General features: G+C 69.6%; 13 protein-coding genes and 1 tRNA gene. 11 read left to right on the top strand and 3 right to left on the bottom strand.

Annotated features, from left to right (window positions below; translation table 11 throughout):
• The first annotated feature begins 326 nt into the window (after positions 1–326).
• A tRNA-Thr gene (locus ACGF8B_RS41605) sits at positions 327–399 on the top strand.
• A gap of 58 nt (positions 400–457) precedes the next feature.
• Here the strand turns inward: ACGF8B_RS41605 and ACGF8B_RS41600 are convergent.
• Both ACGF8B_RS41600 and ACGF8B_RS41595 read right to left on the bottom strand, forming a co-directional pair.
• A complete protein-coding gene (locus ACGF8B_RS41600; protein WP_392748081.1) occupies positions 458–1,216 on the bottom strand; it encodes a 2-phosphosulfolactate phosphatase in 759 nt (252 codons plus the stop codon).
• Between the two features lie 265 nt (positions 1,217–1,481).
• Entirely contained in the window at positions 1,482–4,127 is a 2,646-nt protein-coding gene (locus tag ACGF8B_RS41595) for a SpoIIE family protein phosphatase (protein WP_392748079.1), read from the bottom strand.
• A gap of 401 nt (positions 4,128–4,528) precedes the next feature.
• Between ACGF8B_RS41595 and ACGF8B_RS41590 the strand changes: the two genes are divergently transcribed.
• The 10 genes from ACGF8B_RS41590 (at position 4,529) to ACGF8B_RS41545 (ending at position 19,478) form a co-directional block, all read left to right on the top strand.
• Positions 4,529–9,958: a HAMP domain-containing protein gene (locus ACGF8B_RS41590; RefSeq protein WP_392748077.1), complete on the top strand. Its 5,430-nt coding sequence runs from the start codon at positions 4,529–4,531 to the stop codon at positions 9,956–9,958.
• Between the two features lie 244 nt (positions 9,959–10,202).
• The gene (locus ACGF8B_RS41585; protein WP_392748075.1) at positions 10,203–10,877 is read left to right on the top strand and encodes a two-component system response regulator; all 675 of its coding nucleotides are present in this window, start codon (positions 10,203–10,205) and stop codon (positions 10,875–10,877) included.
• A 267-nt stretch (positions 10,878–11,144) separates the two neighbouring features.
• Positions 11,145–13,922: a DNA translocase FtsK gene (locus ACGF8B_RS41580; RefSeq protein WP_392748073.1), complete on the top strand. Its 2,778-nt coding sequence runs from the start codon at positions 11,145–11,147 to the stop codon at positions 13,920–13,922.
• 204 nt (positions 13,923–14,126) lie between these two features.
• Entirely contained in the window at positions 14,127–14,927 is an 801-nt protein-coding gene (locus ACGF8B_RS41575; protein ID WP_124720911.1) for a helix-turn-helix domain-containing protein, read from the top strand.
• A 144-nt stretch (positions 14,928–15,071) separates the two neighbouring features.
• Positions 15,072–16,547, top strand: a complete 1,476-nt coding sequence (gene rimO / locus ACGF8B_RS41570; protein WP_392748071.1) for a 30S ribosomal protein S12 methylthiotransferase RimO — start codon at positions 15,072–15,074, stop codon at positions 16,545–16,547.
• Positions 16,544–17,257 (top strand): CDP-diacylglycerol--glycerol-3-phosphate 3-phosphatidyltransferase, encoded by a 714-nt coding sequence (gene pgsA, locus ACGF8B_RS41565; protein ID WP_392748070.1) that lies wholly within the window; start codon positions 16,544–16,546, stop codon positions 17,255–17,257. Before rimO ends, pgsA begins: the two co-directional genes overlap by 4 nt.
• Positions 17,254–17,763, top strand: coding sequence for a CinA family protein (locus tag ACGF8B_RS41560; protein WP_350981752.1), 510 nt, complete (start codon positions 17,254–17,256; stop codon positions 17,761–17,763). Before pgsA ends, ACGF8B_RS41560 begins: the two co-directional genes overlap by 4 nt.
• 109 nt (positions 17,764–17,872) lie before the next feature.
• Entirely contained in the window at positions 17,873–18,256 is a 384-nt protein-coding gene (locus tag ACGF8B_RS41555) for a helix-turn-helix domain-containing protein (protein ID WP_018105285.1), read from the top strand.
• A gap of 212 nt (positions 18,257–18,468) precedes the next feature.
• Positions 18,469–18,660 (top strand): CsbD family protein, encoded by a 192-nt coding sequence (locus ACGF8B_RS41550; RefSeq protein WP_392748067.1) that lies wholly within the window; start codon positions 18,469–18,471, stop codon positions 18,658–18,660.
• Between the two features lie 464 nt (positions 18,661–19,124).
• Positions 19,125–19,478, top strand: coding sequence for a hypothetical protein (locus tag ACGF8B_RS41545; RefSeq protein ID WP_392748065.1), 354 nt, complete (start codon positions 19,125–19,127; stop codon positions 19,476–19,478).
• Here the strand turns inward: ACGF8B_RS41545 and ACGF8B_RS41540 are convergent.
• Complete coding sequence (locus ACGF8B_RS41540) at positions 19,426–20,190, bottom strand: SDR family NAD(P)-dependent oxidoreductase (protein ID WP_392748063.1); 765 nt, start codon at positions 20,188–20,190, stop codon at positions 19,426–19,428. The two genes, ACGF8B_RS41545 and ACGF8B_RS41540, sit on opposite strands and share 53 nt — an antisense overlap.
• Between the last annotated feature and the right edge of the window lie 39 nt (positions 20,191–20,229).

Below are 20,229 nucleotides of genomic sequence, written 5' to 3'. Positions count from 1 at the left end.
GCAGGGGGGACCCTGTGGGAGAGTAGGACGCCGCCGAACTCCTTTTACGGGAAAGCCCCGTGTCCTTGTGGACACGGGGCTTTTCTGCGTTTACCGTCCATCAAGCCATCAAGCCATCAAGCCATCAAGCCATCAAGCCATCAAGCCATCAAGCGACAACAACGACCAGCGCGGGCTGGGCCGGCCTGGCCGAGTCCGGGAAGGTTCAGGATCGCCACGTAAGTGGTGGTACGGGCCGGTGAGAGCCCGTCAGAGTCGGCTGCGACCAGTGGTTTTGAGCATCCCTGAGTTCGGGGTATGCTTTATCTCGTTGCACAGCGCAGCACGCCCCAATAGCTCAGTCGGTAGAGCGTCTCCATGGTAAGGAGAAGGTCTGCGGTTCGATTCCGCATTGGGGCTCCGAAGAACAGTAAAGGCCCCCGCCACTGGCGGGGGCCTTTACTGTTTGGTGCGGAAGTCATCCGGCTGCTGTGAATGCCCCGTCGATGAGGACCGGCACTGTGTCGGAGGCGTCCAACTGCGTTGCGATGCGTACGTCTTCGGGGAACCCGCCCGAGGCGAGCTCCTGCCCGGATGCGCCGGCGGCCACCATGGCGACGACATCCGGCGTTGTCTCGAAGCACGCGGCCGCCGTGGCCGCCTCGGGCGACAGGGAACCGCCACGATCCTTCCTGAGCGCCGAGAGAACGGCTCCCGCGCCCAGCAGGTCCTCCAAGGCGGGGCGCAGACTGCCGTCCGGCCAGCGCTCGCCCGAGGCGATCACGGCAACCGGCCGGGCGAGTGTTCCGTAACCACTGCGGGCGAGCCAACGGCCCACCGCGGTCGCGTTGCGCAGACAGCCCGCGACGACCGTCGACCCACCGGCCGCGGCGGAGATCGACGAACCGTTGGGAGAGGGCAGGACCAGCCGTGGGGTGAAAGGCGCGTCTCTCAGCGCCGTCGGCGACAGCGACCAGGGGGATGCGGGTGTGGCCATGCGCCGTCCCACGGCCAGCCGGGCGTCCACGCGGTCCGCGAACGCCGATGCCGAGGCGTCACGCCAGGCGTACGGGAAGACCCGAGTGCCGGACTCCACGGCCACCGTCACCGAGGTGGTGAACGACAGCACATCGATCACCACCAGACACGCGACCGCCGGCGCGAGCCGCTCGGCGCCCGTGGGACCCCAGTCGAACCGTGCTCCACTGCCTGCCTGCAGATACCAGTCCTCGTCCATGGCGACGACAATGGCAGGCGCCGAACCATCCGCCGGTCACAGGGACGTCGGCGTACCAGGGCCTTCCGTTCGGGTCGGGCCGGGCTCGCGCGCCCCGGTGCCGCGCCGCGCCGCGCCCCGCCGTGTTGTCGTCGGTCGCCGACGCGCCTTCCCCGAGCTCCCGGCTCCGCTCGAACAGGGGAGAGCCCACTGGTTCCCTCCTCCGCCCTGCGACGCACGACACCGGTCCCCGCTCCCCGACCCGGCCCGGTCCAGGCGAAAGACCCTAGGCGGCGGGCGGCTCCGGGACGCGCATGGCGAGGATGGCCATGTCGTCCGAGGCCGGCTCGGCGGCGAAGCGCTCCACGGCCCGCAGGATGCGAGCCGCCACCGCGCCCGCCGTGAGGCCGGTGCAGGTCGCCAGGACATCCGCCAGGCCGTCGTCGCCGAGCATGCGGGTGCCCTCCCGGCGTTCCGTGACGCCGTCGGTGACACACAGCAGGACATCGCCCGGGGCAAGAGTGACCGTCTGCTCGTACAGTTCGAGGTCCTCGATGACGCCGAGCAGGGGCTGCGGCTCGGCCGCCGCTTCGACCGAGCCGTCCTGGCGCAGGCGCAGCGGCAGCGGGTGCCCCGCGCAGACCACCTTGAGGAGCGCGCTGCCGTCCTCCTGGGGCCACAGCTCGCCGTACAGGAGGGTCAGGAAGCGGCTGCGGGAGCCCTCGTCGAGGATGGCCGCGTTGAGGCGCTCCAGGACAGCGGGACCGCCGAAGCCCTCACGGGCCAGCAGGCGCAGGGCGTGGCGGGCGAGACCCGTTACGGCCGCGGCCTCCGGACCCGTACCGCATACGTCGCCGATGGCGAAGCCGTAGGCGCCGTCGCGGATCGGGAAGACGTCGTAGAAGTCGCCGCCGACCTCGTTTCCCTCGCCCGCCGCGCGGTAGATGACCTCGATCTCGACATTGGGGACCTCGGGCAGCCCAGGCGGCAGCAGACTGCGCTGCAGGGACTGGCTGATCGCCATGCGCTCCGAGTAGAGGCGCGCGTTGTCGAGGGCCAGGGCGGCGCGGCGGGAGAGGTCCTCGGCCAGTTCCAGGATCTCCTGGCGGAAGTGGTCGTCGGAAGGCTTCCCGAGCGTGAGCATGCCGATGACGCGGTTGCGGGCCACGAGCGGCAGGACCACCGTCTCCCCGCCCACGGCGGCCGCGGTGGCCAGCGTCGTACGGATTCCGGGGCCGAGCCTGCCAGGTTCGCCGAGCCTGCCGGTCTCCCCGAGGCCGAGGGTGCGCATCGACGTGCGCATGGCCGCCTGGTGGGCGGCCTCGGACGGGGCGGCCCAGACGCGTGCGCCGGGGGTCGGCACCGGGTCCGGTGGCGCGATCTTGGAGAGCAGGGCCTTGAGGCCGTCGATGCGCTCCTCGTCCTCGTGCAGCACATAGGAGAGGTACGGCTCGGACGACTGGTCGGCGATCGTGTACACGGCGCACCAGGTGGCCAGGGTGGGGACCGTCATCTGGGCCATCAGCGCCAGGGTCTGATCCCGGTCGAGGGTGCCGGCGAGCAGGTCGGAGGCCTCGACGAGGAAGGACAGGGAGCCGCGGCGGAGCCGTTCCAGCTCGCCCAGCCGGGCCGATTCGACCGCGAGCGCGATCCGGTCCGCGGCGAACTGGAGGCGCAGGGCCTCCTCGTTCGAGTAGCGGCCGGCTGCTTCGGCGGCGACACCCAGGGAGCCCGTGAGCCGCCCCTCGACCTTCAGCGGGACGGTGACGACGGACCGCATCCCCGTGCCGCCGAGCAGCGGGACGGCGCCCGGCACATTGTCCAGGTCCTCGTGGACGGCGGGCATCCGGGCGGATCCGTACCGTCCCGTCCCGGCCTCCACCGGGACACGGGCGAAACGCTGGCGGGCGGAGGGCAGACCGGTGGTGGCCCGTACCTCCAGTTCCGTTTCGTCGTCCGTCGCCAGCAGCAGGAAGGCGGCGTCGGCGTCGAGCATGTCGCGGGCCCGCTCGACCGTGCGCTGGAGCAGGCCGTCGAGGTCGTCGGGGGCGGGGGAGCCGATGAAGATCTCGAACGGGTCGGTCTTGCCGCTCTCGGCGTTCGTGTCGGACACCGGTGTGCGGGCCGGCGACTGGAGCACCGCGCGTTCGTAGTCGCGGACGAGCAGGCAGACGGTCGAGGGCTCGCCGTGGGTGTCACGGACCCTCAGATGCGAGGCGTAGACGGGGACGACCCGGCCGTCGGCGCCGCGGATCCCGTAGCTGCCCTCCCAGCGCGAGAGCTGGAGCGCGTCGACGATGCCCGTGTTGGTGCCGGGGGTCTGGGGCCAGGCCGTGAAGTCGGTGAGCTGCTTCCCGGTGACCTGTTCCGCGGTGTGGCCGAAGAGGAACGCGGCGTCCTCGTTCCAGGCGGCGATGGCGCCGGCGCTGTCGATCTGGACGACCGCCACCCGCACGCGCTCGTCGGCGACCGGGAGAAGTCCCACGGGGAGCAGTGGTCCGGCCGATCGGATGCCCACCGGGCGTTCGGGAAGGTCGAGCTGGAACCAGACGTGTTTGCGGGCGGGCGAGTACTCGACGCCCCACCGGGTGGCGAGTGCCGCGCAGAGCAGCAGTCCGCGGCCGTTCTCGCGGTCGGGGCTGCCGAAGTCCGGGCCGGTGCTCTGGAGCGGGATCTCGCGTTCCGGATAGTGGTCGGAGACCTCGATCCGGACGCCGTCCTCCGTGCGCAGACAGAGCACGTCGGCGGCGGTGCCCGCGTGGACCACGGCGTTGGTCACCAGCTCGCTGGTGAGGACGACCGCGTCGTCGACGACGTCCGTGTAGCCCCACCCCTGGAGGGTGTCCCGGACGAAGGCGCGGGCGGTCGCGACGGAGCGCCCGACCGGGTCGAAGGTGGCGGCCGCGCGCGCGGTGATCACAGAACTCCCCATGTGGTGTCTCGTCGCTTCCCCGAGTCCTGTGCCCGTTTCTCGCCGCTTCGATTCGCCTGCCAGGCTAGACGCTCGGTCTGTGTGCCGGGTACACGAGGGGCGGCTTCGGACAGGAGCGGCCAGGAACCGACCTGTGACCGGACAAGTGTGGCCTTCCCACTGGAGGGATGCGGGACAACCACTGGAGGTTGCACCCCGGCTGCGTCCGGCCTGGTACGTTTCAACGATTTGACGTCCCCATGGTCACCCGTCGACGGTGGGCTGTGGCGGTGCGCCAAAGAAGAACTGGGCAAGCTCCCAGATAAGGCCCGAGCGATACGGTCAACCCCTGCGGGAGGGACACGGTGGAGTCTGGCGTGGCGGCGCGGGGCACAGGCACGCGCACAAAAGGCGGACAGTCCGTGAAGAAACAGCGCAATGGCACCATCGACGTCGACGCGGCGGCGCTCAACAGACTGCTGGCAGGTCTCGTGGCGATGCGCGACGGGAATTTCCGCAGGCGTCTGACCGTCTCGGGCGACGGTGTGATGGCGGAGATCGCGGCGGTCTTCAACGAGGTCGCCGACCGCAATCTGCATCTGACCGGAGAGCTGGCCCGGGTGCGGCGGATGGTCGGGCGCGAGGGGAAGCTCACCGAACGGCTGGAGACGGGCGCCTGCGAGGGCTCCTGGGCCGCCGCGATCGACGCCTCCAACGAGCTGGTCGACGATCTGGCCCGCCCGGTCTCGGAGGTCGGGCGGGTGCTGTCGGCGGTGGCCGACGGTGATCTCGAACAGCGGATGGAACTGCGTTCGCACACGTCGGACGAAACGGTACGGCCGCTGCGCGGCGAGTTCCTGAAGGTCGCCCGTACGGTCAACAGCCTCGTCGACCAGCTGTCGGCGTTCACCGAGCAGGTGACGCGGGTCGCGGTCGAGGTGGGTACCGAGGGCAAGCTGGGCGGGCAGGCCCAGGTGCGCGGGATGTCCGGGTCGTGGAAGGACCTCACGGACTCCGTGAACACCATGGCGTACCGGCTGACCGCACAGGTGCGCGACATCGCGCTGGTGACGACGGCGGTCGCCAAGGGGGATCTCTCGCGGAAGGTCACCGTCCATGTGGCCGGCGAGATGCTCCAGCTGAAGAACACCGTCAACACGATGGTCGACCAGCTCTCGTCGTTCTCCTCCGAGGTGACCCGGGTCGCCCGCGAGGTGGGTACGGAGGGCGAGCTCGGCGGTCAGGCGACCGTTCCGGGCGTGGCCGGTGTGTGGAAGGACCTGACCGACTCCGTCAACACGATGGCCGGGAACCTGACCTCCCAGGTGCGCGGGATCGCCGAGGTGACCACGGCGGTCGCCAACGGCGACCTGTCCCAGAAGGTCACGGTGAGCGCCCGCGGCGAGGTCGCGCAACTGGCCGAGACCATCAACCAGATGACCGACACGCTGCGGCTCTTCGCGGACGAAGTGACCCGGGTGGCCAGCGAGGTCGGTGGCGAGGGTCTGCTCGGCGGGCAGGCGAAGGTGCCGGGGGCGGCGGGGACGTGGAAGGACCTCACCGACTCGGTGAACACGGTCTTCCGGAACCTGACGACCCAGGTGCGGGACATCGCGCAGGTGACCACGGCGGTGGCCAACGGCGACATGACGCAGAAGGTCACCGTGGATGTGGCCGGCGAGATGCTGGAGCTGAAGAACACCGTCAACACGATGGTGGACCAGTTGCAGTCCTTCGGTTCGGAAGTGACCCGGGTGGCCCGGGAGGTCGGTCTTGAGGGCCGGCTGGGCGGCCAGGCCGAGGTGCCCGGCGCGGCGGGGACGTGGAAGGACCTCACCGACTCGGTGAACGCGGCGTTCCGCAACCTCACGGGGCAGGTGCGCGACATCGCGCAGGTGACGACCGCGGTGGCCAACGGTGATCTTTCGCAGAAGGTCACCGTGGACGTCGCCGGCGAGATGCTGGAGCTGAAGAACACCGTCAACACGATGGTGGCGCAGCTCTCGAACTTCGCCGACCAGGTGACCCGGATGGCGCGTGACGTGGGTACGGAGGGCCGGCTCGGCGGCCAGGCCCGGGTGGACGGCGTCTCCGGCACCTGGAAGGAGCTCACCGACTCCGTCAACTTCATGGCCGGGAACCTGACTTCGCAGGTACGCCAGATCGCCCAGGTGACCACGGCGGTGGCGCGCGGTGACCTGTCGCAGAAGATCGATGTGGATGCCCGGGGCGAGATCCTGGAGCTGAAGAACACGATCAACACGATGGTGGACCAGCTCTCCGCCTTCGCCGAGCAGGTGACCAGGGTCGCCCGTGAGGTCGGCACCGACGGGCGGCTTGGCGGGCAGGCACAGGTGCCCGGCGTGGCCGGTGTGTGGCGTGATCTGACCGACTCGGTGAACGGAATGGCGGGCAACCTGACCGCTCAGGTCCGTAACATCGCGCAGGTCGCCACGGCGGTGGCGCGCGGCGATCTGTCGCAGAAGATCGATGTGGATGCCCGGGGCGAGATCCTGGAGCTGAAGAACACGATCAACACGATGGTGGACCAGCTGTCGAACTTCGCCGAGCAGGTGACCAGGGTCGCCCGTGAGGTGGGTACGGAGGGCATGCTCGGCGGACAGGCCGAGGTGCAGGGGGTGTCCGGTACCTGGAAGGACCTCACCCAGTCCGTCAACGGCATGGCGAACAACCTGACCATGCAGGTACGCAACATCGCCGAGGTCACCACCGCGGTCGCCAACGGCGATCTCTCCAAGAAGATCACCGTCGACGCCAAGGGCGAGATCCTCGAACTGGTCACGACCGTCAACACCATGGTCGACCAGCTGCTCAACTTCGCGGACGAGGTGACGCGGGTCGCCCGTGAGGTGGGTACCGAGGGCATCCTCGGAGGTCAGGCCCGGGTGCCGGGTGCGACCGGCATCTGGAAGGACCTCAGCGACAACGTCAACCTGATGGCCAACAACCTGACCAGTCAGGTGCGGAACATCTCCCGGGTCTCCTCGGCGGTCGCCAACGGCGACCTGAGGAAGAAGGTCACCGTCGAGGCGCGCGGCGAGGTCGCCGAGCTCGCGGACACCGTCAACACGATGGTGACTACGCTGTCGTCGTTCGCGGACGAGGTGACGCGGGTCGCCCGTGAGGTGGGCACCGAGGGCGAACTGGGCGGCCAGGCACGGGTACCCGGGGTCTCGGGGACCTGGAAGGACCTCACCGAGTCGGTGAACTCGATGGCGTCCAACCTGACCGGCCAGGTGCGCCAGATCGCCGCGGTCACCACGGCGATCGCCAAGGGCGACCTCACCAAGAAGATCGACATCGACGCGCGCGGTGAGATCCAGCAGCTGAAGAACACCATCAACACGATGGTCGACCAGCTGTCCTCGTTCGCCGAGCAGGTGACCCGGGTGGCCCGCGAGGTGGGCACGGAGGGGCAGCTGGGCGGTCAGGCCCGGGTCCGGGACGTCGACGGCACCTGGCGCGACCTCACCGAGTCGGTGAACGAGATGGCCGGGAACCTCACCCGTCAGGTGCGGGCCATCGCGGCCGTCGCCACGGCGGTGACCCGCGGTGACCTCAACCTGAAGATCGATGTGGACGCGGCCGGCGAGATCCAGGCCCTTCAGGACAACATCAACACGATGATCGCCAACCTCCGCGACACCACGGCGACCAACAAGGAACAGGACTGGCTCAAGGGCAACCTCGCCCGGATCTCCGGGCTGATGCAGGGACGCCGCGATCTGGACGACGTGGCCTCGCTGATCATGAGCGAGCTGACCCCGGTCGTCTCCGCGCAGCACGGCGCGTTCTTCCTGGCCATGCCGACCGGGGACACCGGCACGGTCGGCCAGGACAGCGACAAGGACAACTCGTACGAGCTCTGCATGCGGGGCAGCTACGGATACTCGGCGGGTTCGATGCCGACCTCCTTCCGGCCGGGTGAGACGCTCATCGGGACCGCAGCGGAGGAGAAGCGGACCATTCAGGTGGACAACGTTCCGCCGGGCTATCTGAAGATCTCCTCCGGCCTCGGTGAGGCACCTCCCGCACATGTGATCGTGCTGCCGGTGCTTTTCGAGGGGAAGGTGCTCGGTGTGATCGAGCTGGCGTCGTTCCAGCCGTTCACCCACATTCAGCGGGACTTCCTCAACCAGCTCGCCGAAATGATCGCGACGAGCGTCAACACCATCAGCGTCAACACGAAGACCGAGAAGCTCCTCGAACAGTCGCAGGAGCTGGCCGCGCAATTGCGGGACCGCTCGCAGGAGTTGGAGAACCGGCAGAAGGCGCTCCAGGCATCCAACGCGGAACTGGAGGAGAAGGCCGAACTGCTGGCCCAGCAGAACCGCGACATCGAGGTCAAGAACACCGAGATCGAGGAGGCCCGGCAGGTCCTGGAGGAGCGCGCCGAGCAGCTCGCCGTCTCGATGCGCTACAAGTCGGAATTCCTGGCGAACATGTCGCACGAGTTGCGTACGCCGCTCAACTCGCTGCTCATTCTGGCCAAGCTGCTCGCGGACAACGCCGAGGGCAATCTCTCGCCGAAGCAGGTGGAATTCGCCGAGACGATCCACGGGGCCGGTTCCGACCTGCTCCAGCTGATCAACGACATTCTCGATCTGACGAAGGTCGAGGCGGGCAAGATGGATGTCAGCCCGACCCGGATCGCGCTGGTCCAGCTCGTGGACTACGTGGAGGCGACATTCCGTCCGCTCACCGCGGAGAAGGGGCTCGATTTCTCCGTGAGGGTCTCGCCGGAACTCCCCGCGACGCTCCACACGGACGAGCAGCGGCTCCTGCAGGTGCTGCGCAACCTCCTCTCCAACGCGGTGAAGTTCACCGACAGCGGGGCGGTCGAGCTGGTCATCCGGCACGCCAACGAGGACGTGCCGAACGCCATCCGTGAACAGCTGCTGGAGGCCGGTTCGCTGCGAGACGCGGACGCCGACCTGATCGCGTTCTCGGTCACCGACACCGGTATCGGGATCGCCTCCAGCAAGATGCTGGTGATCTTCGAGGCGTTCAAGCAGGCGGACGGTACGACCAGCCGCAAGTACGGCGGCACGGGGCTCGGACTGTCCATCAGCCGGGAGATCGCGCGGCTGCTGGGCGGCGAGATCCACGCGGCCAGTGAGCCGGGCCGCGGCTCGACCTTCACGCTGTATCTGCCGCTGCACCCGAGCGAGTTGCCGCCGCAGGGGTACCCGCAGATCGGCCCCGGTCACATCGAGGGGCACGGCGGCGCGGCCGAGGAGGGGCTGCTGCCGGAGGCCGGCCAGCATGGCGACCCGGCGGCCGCGGCACCGGACGCCGGCGGTGTCGCGGGGCTGATGCGGCGTCGCCGCAAGAGCCTGGGGAGCGCGGAGCGGCGGCCCGCGCTGCCGCCCCGGAGCGTGACCCCGACGGTTTCGCCGGAGCCGTGGACGCTCACCGGGCAGGAGGAGCCCGAGGTCCGCAGGACGTTCCGGTTCCGCGGCGAGAAGGTGCTCATCGTCGACGACGACATCCGCAACGTCTTCGCCCTCACCAGCGTGCTGGAGCAGCACGGTCTTTCGGTGCTGTACGCGGAGAACGGACGCGTGGGCATCGAAGTCCTGGAACAGCACGACGATGTGACGGTCGTACTGATGGACATCATGATGCCGGAGATGGACGGCTATGCCACGACGGCGGCGATCCGAAGGATGCCGCAGTTCGCCGGGCTGCCGATCGTCGCGTTGACCGCGAAGGCGATGAAGGGCGACCGGGAGAAGGCGATCGAATCCGGCGCTTCCGACTATGTCACCAAGCCTGTCGATCCTGATCATCTTCTTTCCGTAATGGAGCAGTGGATGCGCGGAGAGTGATCATTGACCGAGGGAATTCGGACGAGTTGCTGATCGACTGTGCTCGTGGGGGTGTGAGACGGCTCTGTACGGGGAACCTTCTCGTCCCCCACCGCGTTTCGGCTGTGTGCACAGTGACATCGCGGTGACAGGGTGTGGCGACGGGCGGGGTGCGGCTACCATGACCGGCACAAGGACGGACGGCGTAAGGGAGTCGTCCCCTGGGGCGGCGCCCGGTGCAATTCCGGGGCGAGGAGGACGGGCCATGGTGCAGAAGGCCAAGATCCTCCTGGTCGATGACCGGCCGGAGAATCTGCTGGCGCTGGAGGCCATCCTCTCTGCGCTCGATCAGACACTGGTCCGGGCATCGTCAGGGGAGGAAGCGCTCAAAGCGCTGCTCACGGACGACTTCGCGGTCATTCTGCTGGACGTCCAGATGCCGGGCATGGACGGTTTCGAAACCGCCGCGCACATCAAGCGACGGGAACGGACCCGGGACATCCCGATCATCTTTCTCACCGCGATCAACCACGGCCCGCATCACACCTTCCGGGGTTACGCGGCAGGCGCGGTGGACTACATCTCGAAGCCGTTCGACCCGTGGGTGCTCCGTGCCAAGGTCTCGGTCTTCGTCGAGCTGTACATGAAGAACTGCAAGCTGCGCGAGCAAGCGGCGCTGCTGCGGCTCCAGATCGAGGGCGATCCGGGCGGCCCGGGCCATGAGGGCGAGCCCGCCGGGCTGCTCGCCGAGCTCTCCGCTCGGCTGGCGGCCGTCGAGGAACAGGCGGAGGCGCTCTCCAAGCAGCTCGACGACGAGTCGGCGGACGCCGCGGCGGTGGCGACCGCCGCCCACCTGGAGCGGAAGCTCACCGGGCTGCGCCGGGCGCTCGACGCCCTGGAGCCCGGCACCGGAAGCAGCAGCGTCGGCCTTCCCTCGTAACGCCGCACGCGAACGCCGTACCCATCGCGTCCGCGTATCGGTGAAGACCGGGTCCGCGGGCCCGGTCCGGGGTGCCACTTCGGGCCGGGGGAGGGGCGGTTGCGCGAGGCCCGGACCCAACTGACCCCTCCGGTCGGCCGGTCCACGGCCGGAAGCGGGGCACGCGCGGTGAGGGCGCGTCAGTTTGCGGCCCCTGTGGGGCGACACGGTCGGGTGAAGCAGCGGTCGCACGTGTTCACAGCCGCCGACAACGGTAACCTCGGCACCATGGCCTCACGTACGTCCGGCAAGGGTTCCCAGGGCACGGCGGGCACCGCGAAGCGCGTCGGCCGTACCGCGGGGCCGGCCAAGAAAGCCGCGCCCGCGAAGAAGACCGCCGCGAAGAAGACCGCGCCCGCCAAGAAGGCGCCCGCGAAGAAGACCGCGGCGAAGAAGGCGCCCCCGCCCAAGCCCGCCCCGTCGCCCACCGGCGGTGTGTACCGCCTGGCGCGCGCCGTCTGGCTCGGTACCGCCCACGCCGTCGGAGCGACGTTCCGCGGCATAGGGCGGGGCGCCAAGGGGCTCGACCCCGCACACCGCAAGGACGGCGTCGCGCTGCTGCTGCTCGGCCTCGCGCTGGTCGTCGCCGCGGGCACCTGGTCGAACCTGCGCGGTCCCGTGGGCGACCTCGTGGAGATGCTCGTCACCGGGGCCTTCGGCCGGCTCGATCTGCTCGTACCGATACTGCTCGGTGCCATCGCCGTACGGCTGATCCGTTACCCGGAGAAGCCCGAGGCCAACGGACGCATCGTCATCGGGCTCTCCGCCCTCGTCATCGGGGTGCTCGGACAGGTCCACATCGCCTGCGGATCGCCCGGCCGCGAGGACGGCACCACGGCGATGCAGAACGCGGGCGGGCTCATCGGCTGGGCCGCCTCCAAACCGCTGATCTACACCATGGGCGAGGTCCTCGCCGTACCGCTGCTGTTGCTGCTCACCGTCTTCGGGCTGCTGGTCGTCACCGCCACCCCGGTGAACGCCATTCCGCAGCGGCTCCGACTGCTCGGCACCAGGCTGGGCCTCCTCCACCCGGAGTACGACCCCGAGGCGGACGAGGAGAACGACGACGAGCGCTACGAGGAGCAGTGGCGCGAGCAGCTTCCCGCGCGCTCCCGCCGCTCCCCGGCCCGCCGTTCCGAAGCGCCCGCCGAGTACGACCCGGAGCAGGCCGAGGCCGAGGCGCTCTCCAAGCGCCGCCGGCCGCGCAGGCCCTCCGCGCAGCCCGCGATGAACCGCACCATGGACGCGGTGGACGTGGCCGCCGCCGCGGCCGCGGCCCTCGACGGGGCGGTGCTCAACGGCATGCCGCCCTCGCCGATCGTCGCCGACCTCACCCAGGGCGTCTCCGTCGAGCGCGAACGCCAGGGCACACCGGTGCCGGGCGCCAGGGAGGGCGAACCCGGCCCCGGGGGAGGAAAGCCGGAGCAGGGGGCGGCGTCCACGGGCGGCGTGCCCGATCTGACGAAGCCGGTGCCCGACTCGCAGTCCCAGCCGCTGCCGGCCCGCGCCGAGCAGCTCCAGCTCTCCGGTGACATCACCTACTCGCTGCCCTCGCTCGACCTGCTGGAGCGCGGCGGCCCCGGCAAGACCCGCAGCGCCGCCAACGACGCGATCGTCGCGGCCCTGACCAACGTCTTCACCGAATTCAAGGTCGACGCCGCCGTCACCGGCTTCACCCGGGGACCGACGGTCACGCGGTACGAGGTGGAGCTCGGCCCGGCGGTCAAGGTCGAGCGGATCACCGCGCTCGCCAAGAACATCGCCTACGCCGTTGCCAGCCCCGATGTCCGGATCATCTCCCCGATCCCGGGCAAGTCCGCGGTCGGCATCGAGATCCCCAACACCGACCGGGAGATGGTCAACCTCGGCGACGTACTGCGCCTCGCGGACGCGGCCGAGGACGACCACCCGATGCTGGTCGCGCTCGGCAAGGACGTCGAGGGCGGCTATGTGATGGCCAACCTGGCGAAGATGCCGCACGTGCTGGTGGCCGGAGCGACCGGTTCCGGCAAGTCGTCCTGCATCAACTGCCTGATCACCTCGGTCATGGTGCGGGCGACCCCGGACGATGTCCGCATGGTGCTCGTCGACCCCAAGCGCGTCGAGCTGACCGCCTACGAGGGCATCCCGCACCTGATCACGCCGATCATCACCAACCCGAAGCGTGCCGCCGAGGCACTCCAGTGGGTCGTGCGGGAGATGGACCTGCGGTACGACGACCTCGCCGCGTTCGGGTACCGGCACATCGACGACTTCAACCAGGCCGTCCGCAACGGCAAGGTCAAGCCGCCGGAGGGCAGCGAACGCGAGCTGTCGCCCTACCCGTATCTGCTGGTGATCGTCGACGAGCTCGCCGACCTGATGATGGTGGCTCCGCGCGACGTGGAGGACGCCATCGTCCGCATCACCCAGTTGGCCCGCGCCGCCGGCATCCACCTGGTGCTCGCGACCCAGCGGCCCTCGGTCGATGTCGTCACCGGACTGATCAAGGCGAACGTGCCCTCCCGGCTGGCCTTCGCGACCTCCTCCCTCGCCGACAGCCGGGTCATCCTCGACCAGCCCGGAGCCGAGAAGCTCATCGGAAAGGGTGACGGTCTGTTCCTGCCGATGGGTGCGAACAAGCCCACCCGAATGCAGGGCGCCTTCGTCACCGAGGACGAGGTCGCCGCCGTCGTCCAGCACTGCAAGGACCAGATGGCGCCGGTCTTCCGCGAGGACGTGGTGGTCGGCACCGCGAAGAAGAAGGAGATCGACGAGGACATCGGCGACGACCTGGATCTGCTCTGCCAGGCCGCCGAACTGGTCGTCTCCACCCAGTTCGGTTCCACCTCGATGCTTCAGCGCAAGCTGCGGGTCGGCTTCGCGAAGGCGGGCCGGCTGATGGACCTGATGGAGTCGCGGAACATCGTCGGGCCCAGCGAGGGATCGAAGGCGCGCGACGTCATGGTGAAGCCCGACGAGCTGGACGGGGTGTTGGCTCTGATCCGCGGGGAAACCGGTTCGTAAGGGTGTTACGGGCAACCGTTTCGCCGGGTCGTACGTCAACTTGGGGGAAGGGGCGGCAGAATTGTCCCTCCCGGGGCGGTCCGGAGAATCGGACGGCGTTCGAGTCCGATGGAGGACAAAGTCCTTCCTCCCGGTTGCCCCACCCTTTCGTACCACCCCTAGACTGAACACCCAGCAGGTGGCTCACGCTCGAAAGGCGCCCCCGTGTCCATCGGCAACTCCCCCGAAGACGACCGGCCTTCGATCGGTCGAGTGCTCCAGCAGGCTCGTATCGCCGCAGGTCTCACGGTCGAAGAGATCAGCTCGTCCACCCGGGTGCGCATTCCCATCGTGCACGCGATCGAAGAGGACGACTTCTCCCGCTGCGGCGGCGACGTGTACGCACGCGGCCATATCCGTACGCTCGCGCGTGCCGTCGAGCTCGATCCGGAACCGCTGGTTTCGCAGTACGACGCGGAACACGGCGGCCGTCCCGCGCCCACGCCCGCGGCGCCGCTGTTCGAGGCCGAGCGAATCCGTTCCGAACCCCGCCGGCCCAACTGGACGGCGGCCATGGTCGCGGCGATCGTCGCCGTCGTCGGTTTCGTCGGCTTCACGTTCCTCAAGGGCGGCGACGACAGCCCCGCGGCCACCCAGGTCGCGGAGGGTCCCGCGCCGCACAAGAAGAGCCCCGCACCGAAGTCCGACAAGCCCGTCGACCCCAAGCCGGCGCCCTCCGACAGCGCCATCGCCGCGGCCCCCAGGGACAAGGTGACGGTCCGGCTCGACGCCAGCCAGGGCAAGAGCTGGATCTCCGCCAAGGACCACAACGGGCGGCTGCTCTTCGACGGTCTGTTGCTGCAGGGCCAGACCAAGACCTTCCAGGACCAGGAGCGGGTCGACCTCGTCCTCGGCGACGCGGGCTCGATCGAACTCTTCGTCAACGGCAAGAAGGTCGAGGACAAGTTCCAGCCCGGCCAGGTCGAGCGGCTCTCGTACACCAAGGGCGACCCGGCGGTCGGCTGACCCTGTACGCACCGTTTACTCGGACGGTCCCGACACACGGCGAGCGCCCGGCGATCCCGCCGGGCGCTCGCCGCATTGTTACTCGGTGTAACGGTGGAACCCTGCGCGGCGGGGCGAGTGCCAGGACAAAGTAGTCTTGAGCCCATGCCCGAACGCCGTACCGTCGCCCTTGTCACTCTTGGCTGCGCCCGTAACGAGGTGGACTCGGAGGAGCTCGCAGGCCGCTTGGCAGCGGACGGCTGGGAGCTCGTCCAGGATGCCTCCGACGCGGATGTCGCCGTCGTCAACACCTGTGGATTCGTCGAGGCCGCCAAGAAGGACTCCGTCGACGCCCTGCTCGAAGCCAATGATCTGAAGGATCACGGCCGGACCCAGGCCGTGGTCGCCGTCGGCTGCATGGCCGAGCGCTACGGAAAGGACCTCGCCGAGGCCCTGCCCGAAGCGGACGGCGTCCTCGGCTTCGACGACTACGCCGAGATCTCCGACCGCCTCCAGACCATCCTCAACGGCGGCATCCACGCCTCGCACACCCCGCGCGACCGGCGCAAGCTGCTGCCGATCAGCCCCGCCGAACGGCAGGACGCAGCCGTGGCGCTTCCCGGCCACGCGCAGGAGGCCGCACCGGCCCCCGCCCCCGAGGACCTCCCCGACGGCATCGCGCCGGTCTCCGGACCGCGGGCGCCCCTGCGCCGCCGGCTGGGCACCAGCCCCGTCGCCTCGGTGAAGCTCGCCTCCGGCTGCGACCGCCGCTGCTCCTTCTGCGCCATTCCGTCCTTCCGCGGCTCGTTCATCTCGCGGCGTCCCTCGGACGTGCTGCAGGAGACCCGCTGGCTGGCCGAGCAGGGCGTCAAGGAGGTCATGCTGGTCTCCGAGAACAACACGTCGTACGGCAAGGACCTCGGCGACATCCGGCTGCTGGAGACGCTGCTGCCGGAGCTCGCCGACGTCGAGGGGATCGAGCGGATCCGGGTCAGCTACCTCCAGCCGGCCGAGATGCGGCCCGGCCTCATCGACGTACTGACCTCCACGCCGAAGGTCGCGCCCTACTTCGACCTGTCCTTCCAGCACTCCGCCCCCGGTGTGCTGCGGGCGATGCGCCGCTTCGGTGACACCGACCGGTTCCTGGAACTGCTGGACACCATCCGGAGCAAGGCGCCGCAGGCCGGTGCCCGCTCCAACTTCATCGTGGGCTTCCCCGGCGAGACCGAGGCCGACCTGGCGGAGCTGGAACGCTTCCTCACCGGTGCCCGGCTCGACGCCATCGGCGTCTTCGGCTACTCCGACGAGGAAGGCACCGAGGCCGTCGGCTACGAGAACAAGCTGGACGCCGACGTCATCGCCGAGCGGCTCGCGCACATCTCGCAGCTGGCCGAGGAGCTCACCTCGCAGCGTGCCGAGGAGCGCCTGGGCGAGTCGCTCCAGGTGCTGGTCGAGTCCGTGGACGACGAGGACGGGGCGGTGGGCCGCGCGGCACACCAGGCACCCGAAACGGACGGCCAGGTGCTCTTCACCACACGCGACGGCCTCGTACCCGGTCGTATGGTCGAGGCAAAGGTCGTGGGCACCGAAGGAGTGGATCTGGTGGCCGAGTGTTCCGAACTCGTGGAGGCAGCCAGATGACGGGAGTCCCGGCATCCGCGGCAGGCGGCTCCGGCGCGAAGCCGGTCCGCGGCGGCAAGCTGGGCACTGCGGCCGTCAATCAGGCCAGCCTGTGGAACATCGCCAACCTGCTCACCATGCTGCGGCTGGTGCTGGTGCCCGGCTTCGTGCTGCTGCTGCTGCACAACGGCGGGTACGACCCGGCCTGGCGGTCGTTCGCCTGGGCGGCCTTCGCCGTCGCCATGATCACCGACCTGTTCGACGGTCATCTGGCGCGCACGTACAACCTGGTCACGGACTTCGGGAAGATCGCCGACCCGATCGCGGACAAGGCGATCATGGGCGCGGCGCTGATCTGTCTCTCGTATCTCGGCGATCTGCCCTGGTGGGTCACGGGCGTGATCCTCTTCCGCGAGATCGGCATCACGCTGATGCGTTTCTGGGTGATACGGCATGCGGTGATTCCGGCCAGTCGCGGCGGGAAGATGAAGACCCTGGCGCAGGGGACGGCCGTCGGGATGTACGTCCTGGCGCTCACCGGTCCACTGGCCACCCTGCGCTTCTGGGTGATGGCGGTGGCCGTCGTGCTGACGGTCGTCACCGGGCTCGACTATGTGCGCCAGGCCGTCGTGCTGCGCCGCAAGGGGCTCGCGGCCGAGCGGGCCGCCGCAGCGGCCGGCTCGGTCCAGGGGGTCGCGGGAAGCCGTGATTCGGCGGAGGCCGAGCGGTGACTGCCGCGGCCCGGGTGCTGGAGCTGCTCGTGGAGCGTGGTGAGACCCTTGCCGTCGCGGAGTCGCTGACCGGCGGTCTGGTCGCGGCGGAGCTGACCTCGGTGCCGGGTGCCTCGCACTCCTTCCGGGGCTCCGTGACGGCGTACGCGACGCCCCTGAAGCGGGATGTCCTGGGGGTGGACGGCGTGCTGCTGGCGGAGCGCGGGGCGGTCGACCCCGAGGTGGCGCGGCAGATGGCGGCCGGTGTGCGCCGCGTTCTCGGGGCGGACTGGGGCATGGCCACCACCGGGGTCGCGGGTCCCGAACCGCAGGACGGCAAGGCCGTGGGGACGGTGTATGTCGCGGTGTCCGGGCCGGACGGCGTGGAGAATATGGCTGAGCTGAGGTTGAACGGCGGACGGGCGGACATCCGTAAAGAGAGCGTACGGAGCGTGCTCGAGTTGCTCTCCGCCGAACTCGGCAGGAATGCAAGCGCACAGGATACGGAACAGAACGGGGGGAATTGATGTTTGCAGCCCTGAGTGAACACGACATCGCTCCCCGCACGGCCGCGGCGCAAGGCGGTACGGTGGGGCGTGAAGGATGCGGCTACGCGGTCCGAGGAGGGAGCCACCGATGATTCTGCTCCGTCGCCTGCTTGGTGACGTGCTGCGTCGGCAGCGCCAGCGCCAAGGCCGTACTCTGCGCGAAGTCTCCTCGTCCGCCCGAGTCTCGCTCGGCTATCTCTCCGAGGTGGAGCGGGGGCAGAAGGAGGCATCCTCCGAACTGCTCTCCGCCATTTGCGACGCGCTTGACGTACGGATGTCCGAGCTCATGCGTGAAGTGAGCGATGAGCTGTCGCTGGCCGAACTGGCCGAGTCGGCAGCAGCCAGCGATCCGGTTCCTGTGCCGGTGCGCCCCATGCTCAATTCCGTCTCCGTGACGTCGGTGGCGGGTGTGCCGACGGGACGGGTGACCATCAAGGCGCCCGCGGAAGCGGTGGATGTCGTCGCCGCCTGACCCGTGTGGTCCGGTGTGAAGCGGTGTGTGTGGCGGAGCCCCGGTCGTCCCCTTGAGGGGGCGGCCGGGGCTTCCGCGTGCCCGGGGTGGCACGGGACAGGGGGGTGGGGCAGGTGGGACCAGATGGCTCCCAAATGACCGATTTGGCTTGTTTGTGTCATCGTGGGTGATGCCGAACGGGCAGAGAAGTTCCCTTACCCGAAGGAGTCGCAATGGTTGACGAAGGCGCCAAGGACAAGCTCAAGGGCAAGGCGAAGGAAGCCATGGGCAAGATGACCGGCGACCGTCGCAAGGAGGCCGAAGGCAAGATGGACCAGGCCAAGGGCCGGGCCAAGGGCGCCATGGGTGACGCCGAGGAGCGCGCGGAGGGCATGAAGGACTCCTTGCGCCGCGACGAGCACTGATCGCGTCCACCGGGCCCCCACACGTCGAGAACGGTGGGGGCCCGGTGGTGCCGGTCCGGTTCGCGTTCCGTCCTGGATGCGGTCCGGGCGCCGCCGGGCGAGACTGCGGGGAGCGGACCGCCGGCCGGCGGGATCGCGGAGCGATGTGATCGCCGTGCGGTGTTGTCGCGGGTGCGGTGTGATCGCCGTGCGGTGCCGGTACGGCGCCGTGTTGTTGCGGCGTGGTGTGAACGAAGCGTTGTCGTGTCGCTGCGCGGGTGGGCCGCGCTGCGGTGGGCCACGTGTTCCGGTTCTGTGCCGGAGGGCGCCCGGCCGTGGCGGCCTCCGATCCGGGGCGGCACGCCCCGGAGTTCCGGGCAAGAGCGTGCAACGGTCTGCGGCTGCGCGAAGCGCGCCGGTGGTGCCCCGATGCGCTCTCCCGCCGGGTGAGCGCGCCGCACTAGATTCGGCCGGAGGAGGCAGCCATGGTACGGCGATGGGTGCCGGCGCTCGTTCTCGGCGGAGTGTGGTGGTGGGCCGTACTGCGGCTCGCACTGGAACCGGCCCATGCGGGGCTCGTCGAGGGTGCGGTTGCGGCCGGTGGATGGGGCCTGAGCCTGCTGCCCGTGCATGTGGCCGCGACCGCCGGTGCGGGCCGGAAGAAGGCTGGGGCGGACGGCTCGGGAGCGGACGCTGCTTGGTGGTCGGTCCTCGGTGTTCGGTGGGCGGGGCGTTGGTTCGCTGTCGGGGAGCAGGGTGCGGAGCGGGTCCGGCAGATCGCGCGGATCACCAGGGCATGGCTACGCCGCCGTTGGGGCGGAGGATCTGGCCGGTCATGAAGGCCGACGCGTCGGAAGCGAGATGGAGCACGGTGTGGGCGACGTCCTCGGGTTCGCCCACCCGCCCCAGTGGGGAGATCCGGGCCATCGTCGCCTCGATCCGGTGCTGCCGGTCCGAGTCGTGCCGGGCGGTCATGGGCGTACGGATCCAGCCCGGGGCGACGGCGTTGACGCGGATCGCGTGCGGCCCCAACTCCGTCGCCAGTGTCTTCGTCAGCTGGACGACCGCCGCCTTGGCCGCGCTGTAGCAGAGCAGCCCCGGGCCGGCGGAGTCGACCGCCCCCGAGGCCATGGTGATCAGCGAACCGGGGGTACCGCGCGCGATCATGCCGCGGGCCACCTCCTGGCAGGCGTACAGCACGCCCTTGAAATTGACCGCGAGGACGCGGTCGAGATCTTCGTCCGAGGTCTCCAGGACGTTGCTCGTATGCATGATTCCGGCGACGGCCGCCAGGATGTCGAGGTCGCCCGCGGCGGCCACCGCGGCCCCGACCCGACCGCGGTCGGTGACATCGAGGACCTGGATGTGGGATGTGCCACCCGCTTCGGTGATCAGGCCCTGGGTCTCCAGCAGGCCCTTCTCGTCGAGGTCCGCGCAGTGCACCGTGGCGCCCGCGGTGGCGAGCAGGACGGCGCAGGCCCGGCCGATGCCGCCCGCGGCGCCGGTGACGAACGCGGAGCGGCCCGTGAGGTCGTACGCGGTGAGGGGCATGACCGGACGGTACGACCGGATCTGACGGGTCGTCAACCA

Origin of the sequence: Streptomyces sp. NPDC047917, assembly GCF_043204345.1 — a bacterium.
In the GTDB taxonomy this organism is placed as follows: Bacteria; Actinomycetota; Actinomycetes; order Streptomycetales; family Streptomycetaceae; genus Streptomyces; species Streptomyces sanglieri.
Note: the sequence above shows the minus strand (reverse complement) of the source record. Positions and strands in the feature narration are given on the sequence as shown.